This window comes from Sphingomonas sp. (assembly GCF_048594985.1).
In the GTDB taxonomy this organism is placed as follows: domain Bacteria; phylum Pseudomonadota; class Alphaproteobacteria; order Sphingomonadales; family Sphingomonadaceae; genus Sphingomonas_I.
The window spans coordinates 1-5,504 of sequence record NZ_JBMDXG010000270.1; the positions used below are offsets into that span (position 1 = coordinate 1).

Here is a 5,504-nt window from a genome sequence, read left to right on the forward strand (position 1 = left end):
TGCATCGCCGCCGGCGCCGCCGCGCGCACGCCGGCGGAATGCTTCGGCCGCATCGATGCGCTGGCCGCGTTCGAACGCGACACGCTCGCCGCCAGCAACGCGGCGCTGGCCGCCGGCCTGGCCGAAGGGCGGCGCAAGGGCGTCGCCGATCGCAACATCGCGGATCTCGCGGCGCGGGAGCGCCGGGCCGCATCGGAAAGCATGGAGGCGGCGAATGCGCGCATCGGTACGGACGATCATGTCGGCGGCGATTGGTTCGCTGCTCTCAATCGCGCTGCAGGGCTGCGCGCTCCGCGATAGGCCGCGTCCGGCCGCGCCCGCCGCGATCGCCGTCGACCCGCGCGTCGGTGCCCCGGCCGATCTGCTCGCCTGCCCGGCCGCGCCGGCGGGATTTCCCGAGACGGCATCCGCGACCATCCCCGTCGACGTGCGCCTGGCCGCGATCCGCCTCGCCATCGATCGCGCCACCTTGGCCACCCAGCTCGCGCGCCTGATCGCCTGGGAAACCGGGGTGCCCTGCCCGTGATGAAGGCCGACAGCCTGAAGGCCTGGCTCACCCAAACCGTGCCGGGGCTGGCCGACGATCCCGGTCGCATGGATCTGTGGCTCGACGTAGGCGGCGTGCATACCGGCGGACTGTCCGCCAACCTGTCGTTCGAATATCGCTACACTGTCTCGATCGACTTCGCGCGCTACACGGGCGATCTGGACGCGATCGTCGTTCCCCTGCTCGCCTGGATCATCCGCCACCAGCCCGATCTGCTCGCCGCGCACCGCACCGAGCCCGGCATCCGTTTCGAGGCCTCCCCGCTCGATGCCGATACGACCGCCGTCTCGATCGACGTCGATCTGCGCGAGAATGTCCGCGTGCTGCCGAAGGACGGCGGCGGCTTCACCGCCGAGCCGCTGCCCGCGCCCGATCTGTCCGATACCTTCGGCGGCGCAGAGATCCTGTTGCGCCAGATCTATCGCGGCGCGATCGACGCCGGCGATCTGCTCGCCGGCGACGCGTGAGCGCCGAGCTCGACGACGTCGCGGATCTCGAGGGCGTAGCCAGCGAGGTCGCCCGCCGCTGGACCGCCGCCCAGCGCCGCCAGCTCCTCCGCGTCATGGCGGCGCATATCGAGGAGCAGCAGCGCGCCCGCATCGCCGCGCAGCGCGAGCCCGACGGCGCCGCCTTCGCGCCCCGCCGCAAGAAGGTGCCGACCTCGGCGGGCGCGTTCGCGCTGCGCTTCCTCTACCCCAAGGGCGCGGCCGAGCCGCGCGTCGCCTTCCTCCGCTCCTGGGTGCGCCAGGGCCCGATCTTCACCGGCTACGATCAGGAGGCCGGCGCGATCCGCAGCTTCTTCTGGGACCGGGTCGAGAAGTTCCTGCCGCTGGCGCCGGGCGAGCAGAACAAGTCGGCCGGCCGGCCGCAGCGCGCGCGCACCCGCACGCGGCCGATGTTCGGCAAGCTGCGCGGACGGCGCTTCCTCCGCAAGGGCGCGGACGCCGACGAGGCATGGATCGGCTTCGCCGGCCGCGCCGCCGAGATCGCCCGCGTCCACCAGCTCGGCCTCGAGGACCGCCCGACCGCGCGCGCAAAGACCGTTCGTTATCTCCGCCGGCAGCTCATCGGTCTGTCGCCCCCCGAGCGCGATCGCATGCTCGAGCTGCTCGTGCAGCAGGCCACCGCCGATCTGACAAATTAGGCCGTGAACCTGTTAACGCGAAGGTTCCTACGCCTTTTTCATATGACGCATTGCCCAGATGACAATCGGAACTGCCACGATCAGAAACACGATAATTCGGGTACTCCACTGCTCTCCGCTGAAGAATGCGATCAGAGCAGCGGCACATACGAATAGCGTCCAAGACATCCAGGGTTTTATAGTGTCCATCGTATCTTGGCTTCCTTGTCGGAGCGGAACCTGATTCATAATCAGCATAAGCCGATATGACCTGGCCGATGCCGCGTGTCGCATGATCGAACCACTGCTGTCCCACAAGCCGAGGGGCGTTCCGCAAGTCCACGGCCGCGCGTACTGAACGGGATATTTGGGTACCGCGATCCGGTGCGCCTGTCGCTCCGTGCTTATGAGTCTACGGCCTAGGCCGTGAACGGGCAGCTTTCAACGGCGATGCCGAACCGCTGGGATTGGGTGGGAAGCTGCCGTCGCACTAACCGCGCGGCGGGACCCTTCGTCTTGGAATGACGAGGCCAACACCGCAGACGAGAAGGGTGAAGCCAAGCATCCTGTGATCGAAGGCATTTGCCGCTACCGCCGCGCATAGGCAGGCGAGGCCAAGGGCCACGCTGACCCAAGCCGGATATGTGTCGAGGCCGCGCATGGTGTTCGTGTTTATCGCTGGGCTGGCCGAGGCTGTGGGGGCGGGTCATATAGCGGCCCAACGCCCCAAGTGGGCGGAAGGTCGAGATCGGCCTGATCACACCAAGTAAGACGTCCAGCCTTGTAAGCATCGCTCTCGATGAGGTCGGAATGCACTGTCCGCATGGCCAGCATGAGTGCTTGGATACCATCTTCGCCGCACGCGTACCGGCGAACCTCTCGTTCCGGCCATCCAATGACATAACGACACTGAAACTCGCCTCCGGACGCCTTTGAGGGCGTGAAAAAGCGGACAATCAACTCACTGCCATCCAGCTTGAACCGGCGTTCCACGAATGGCGTCTCGATCATCAGCCCTCCTTGCTGCAGGCAGGTCTGACATACGGCCAAGAGAGCGGCAACGTTCATGAGTTCACGGCCTGGCATCGCTCAACAAATGACCGCTTTTGGTTGGGTGGTCTCTACCTTAACCGACCGAAAATGGGGCGTAAGCAGTCAGGCTGCTTTTGGCGTCGGCTCTGGCTGTCGCCAACGACCGCTATTGGTGGTTAGCTGCCGCTCCTGCGACGACGGGCGACGGCATTGATGACCGCGCGACTAGCGAACCCGACTATCGCTGCTGTGCCGAGTGCACCGACGATTAGGAGCCAGTTGAGATTGTGATTGCATGGCGTGTCGGGCGCGCAATCTCCTAGGGCGCTTACGAGCAGAGCGAAGCCAAGCAGGGGCAGACCGATAAGCAGAGCAAAGCCGCAGCCCCACGGACCTCCCGGCGTGCCACCGGACTGATATCCTTCGTCCATCGGGGCAGATTAGCCATTGGCTCAATGTCTGCAAATGGGCGTTGGCGGACAGGCTGCTTTTGGTGCCCATGTTGGCGATCGCTAACGACCGGAAATGGTGAATGGCGGCTGTTGACGGGCCGCTGCCGTCGTCCGACAGATACCTTATGCGGAGGATCACCATCGCACTGCTCGCGCTTTGCTGCGGATGTACCGCGGCGCCTCAGCCAGAGCCTGCTGTCGCTGCCGTAGATGTCCCCCTTCCGACACAGCTAGACCGCGATGATTTCCTAGCGGTGCTGCGGCGGAGCGCCGCCGCGCATGGCTTTCACGCGGATGCCGCCAGCCCTTCGGAGATCAAGCGATCCAATAGCATCTCCCCGATAACAGTGAATGTCACGGTCTGGCGCGGAGTAAACGACGACGAAGTTGTGGCTTCGGGGATGGACGGAGCCGAGCACGTTGGTCGAGTTTGGCTCTCATTCGAAAAAGGAAGCGCGCCGCAGCAGTTTTCGCATTTCCGGGTTGAACTCATGCGGCAGATCCAGCGACGGTGGCCCGCTACACTGCCTCTACCGATAATGCCGAATGGGGCCATTCCGCTCCCCCGCGACCTAATACGGACGAAGGACGGCTACAGGGTGTCCCCCGCTGCTGCATCGAAATATCGCAGCTAAGTGAACGTCTGCTATTGGGGCGGAAGCTGCCGGACGGCTTAAAATCTGCGGTCTGCCATCCTGCTAGGCCCGCATTGTAGAGACGCACTCTACACCGCCGCCCCGTCGCGTCGATCGGCGCTCCCCGGCGATGTGGGGGCATGGCCGCCTATACCGCCGTCGACCTGTCGCGCCTGCCCGCGCCCGCGATCGTCGAAGAACTCGACTTCGATACGATCTATGCGGACATGCGCGCCCGGCTGCTCGCGTTGCTCCCCGATTTCGACGCCACGGTCGAAAGCGATCCGGCCGTCAAGATCCTCCAGGTGGCGGCCTATAGCGAGCTGCTGATCCGCGCGCGCATCAACGACGCCGCCCGTTCCCTCATGGTCGCCTATGCCACGGGCGCGGATCTCGACAATCTCGCCGCTCTGTTCGGCGTCGCCCGATTCCTGATCGACGCCGGCGATCCGCAGCATGGGCTCGCGCCGACCTATGAAAGCGACGCCGATCTGCGCCGCCGCCTGGTCCTCGCGCCCGAGGGCTATTCGGTCGCCGGTCCGGTCGGCGCCTACATCTTCCACGCTCTGTCGGCCGACGCCGACGTGCTGGACGCCAGCGTCGCCAGCCCGACGCCCGGCCGCGTCGTCGTTACCGTCCTGTCGCGCACCGGCGACGGCACCGCGCCGCCCGCTTTGGTCGATGCGGTCGCGGCTTATTGCTCGGCCGATACGCGCCGCCCGATCACGGACGAGGTGATCGTCCAGGGCGCGGCGATCGTCCCCTTCGCCGTCACCGCGACCCTTACCTTCTTCCCCGGGCCTGACGCCGCGATCGTCACCGCGACCGCGCAGGCCCGGCTGGCCGACTATCTCGCCGAAAGCCACCGCCTCGGCCGCGACATCACGCGGTCGGGCCTGTTCGCCGCGCTGCATGTCGAGGGCGTGCAAAACGTCACGCTAGTCTCGCCGGCGGCCGACCTCGTCATCGCCGACCACCAGGCCGCCTGGTGTACCGGCGTCACGCTTACCAGCGGCGGCACCGCCGAATGACGAGCCTCCTGCCCCCCAATTCCTCCGCGCTCGAGCGCGCGCGCGAGCAGGCGACCGCGCGCATCGGCGACGTGCCCGTCCGCCTTCCCGATCTGTGGAACCCCGCGACGTGCCCCGCGCCGCTCCTGCCCTGGCTCGCCTGGACCGTCTCGATCGACAATTGGGAGCCGACTTGGCCCGACGTCGTCAAGCGCGCGCGCGTCGCCCAGGCGATCTCTGTCCAGCGCCGCAAGGGGACCGTCTCGGCCGTGCGCGACGTCGTCAGCGCCTTCGGCGGCGCGATCGCGATGCGCGAATGGTGGCAGACCGTGCCGCAGGGCGCGCCGCACACGTTCGACCTGGTACTGAGCCTCGCCAACCAGAACGGCGCGCCACCCAGCGCCGCCTACCTCGCCAACGTCATCGCCGAGATCGCGCTCACCAAGCCCGCCCGATCGCACTTCAGCTTCACGCAGGCGATCGCCGCCGGCGGCGCGATCGGCGTCACCGGCGCCGCGCGCGCCGCGACCTACGCCCGCCTCCAGCTCGCCGCCCCCGCCGCATGAAAGCCCGTACATGAGCCTGCAGATCACCGTCACCGACGCCGGCCGCGCCGCGCTCGTCAACGCGGCCCACGACGGCACGCTGCCCGTCCGCGTCGCGCGCGTCGGCGTGTCGCCCAACGCGGTCGTCGCCTCGGCCGGC

The 5,504-nt window shown here is 67.2% G+C and carries 7 protein-coding genes and 1 pseudogene; 7 read left to right on the forward strand and 1 reads right to left on the reverse strand.

The features are described 5' to 3' along the window. The 5 genes and pseudogenes from ACOJSF_RS10975 to ACOJSF_RS10995 all read left to right on the forward strand — a co-directional run. Positions 1–300 (forward strand): hypothetical protein (locus ACOJSF_RS10975; protein ID WP_420142239.1); only part of this gene is annotated, 300 nt, incomplete at its 5' end. Further along, entirely contained in the window at positions 215–526 is a 312-nt protein-coding gene (locus ACOJSF_RS10980) for a hypothetical protein (RefSeq protein WP_420142240.1), read from the forward strand. The genes ACOJSF_RS10975 and ACOJSF_RS10980, both read left to right, overlap by 86 nt. After that, positions 526–1,014: a phage tail protein gene (locus ACOJSF_RS10985; protein ID WP_420142245.1), complete on the forward strand. Its 489-nt coding sequence runs from the start codon at positions 526–528 to the stop codon at positions 1,012–1,014. The genes ACOJSF_RS10980 and ACOJSF_RS10985 overlap by 1 nt, the downstream gene beginning before the upstream one ends. Continuing rightward, on the forward strand, positions 1,011–1,691 hold the full coding sequence (locus tag ACOJSF_RS10990; RefSeq protein ID WP_420142241.1) for a phage virion morphogenesis protein: 681 nt from the start codon (positions 1,011–1,013) through the stop codon (positions 1,689–1,691). Before ACOJSF_RS10985 ends, ACOJSF_RS10990 begins: the two co-directional genes overlap by 4 nt. A gap of 235 nt (positions 1,692–1,926) precedes the next feature. Beyond that, positions 1,927–2,062: pseudogene (locus ACOJSF_RS10995) on the forward strand (IS5/IS1182 family transposase); the annotation flags it as partial. A gap of 280 nt (positions 2,063–2,342) precedes the next feature. Here ACOJSF_RS10995 and ACOJSF_RS11000 read toward each other — a convergent pair. Continuing rightward, a complete protein-coding gene (locus tag ACOJSF_RS11000; RefSeq protein WP_420142242.1) occupies positions 2,343–2,756 on the reverse strand; it encodes a DUF6968 family protein in 414 nt (137 codons plus the stop codon). Between the two features lie 1,173 nt (positions 2,757–3,929). On the opposite strand from ACOJSF_RS11000, the gene ACOJSF_RS11005 reads away from it, so the two are divergent. Beyond that, entirely contained in the window at positions 3,930–4,820 is an 891-nt protein-coding gene (locus tag ACOJSF_RS11005) for a baseplate assembly protein (RefSeq protein WP_420142243.1), read from the forward strand. Then, positions 4,817–5,365 carry a phage tail protein I gene (locus ACOJSF_RS11010; protein WP_420142244.1) on the forward strand — a complete coding sequence of 183 codons (549 nt, stop codon included), beginning with the start codon at positions 4,817–4,819 and terminating at the stop codon, positions 5,363–5,365. Before ACOJSF_RS11005 ends, ACOJSF_RS11010 begins: the two co-directional genes overlap by 4 nt. Positions 5,366–5,504 lie beyond the last annotated feature (139 nt).

Coding starts and splice junctions, on each gene's coding strand:
- ACOJSF_RS11010 (WP_420142244.1), top strand. CDS start 4,817: ATGACGAGCCTCCTGCCCCCCAATTCCTCCGCGCTCGAGCGCGCGCGC.
- ACOJSF_RS11000 (WP_420142242.1), bottom strand. CDS start 2,756: ATGCCAGGCCGTGAACTCATGAACGTTGCCGCTCTCTTGGCCGTATGT.
- ACOJSF_RS10980 (WP_420142240.1), top strand. CDS start 215: ATGCGCGCATCGGTACGGACGATCATGTCGGCGGCGATTGGTTCGCTG.
- ACOJSF_RS11005 (WP_420142243.1), top strand. CDS start 3,930: ATGGCCGCCTATACCGCCGTCGACCTGTCGCGCCTGCCCGCGCCCGCG.
- ACOJSF_RS10985 (WP_420142245.1), top strand. CDS start 526: ATGAAGGCCGACAGCCTGAAGGCCTGGCTCACCCAAACCGTGCCGGGG.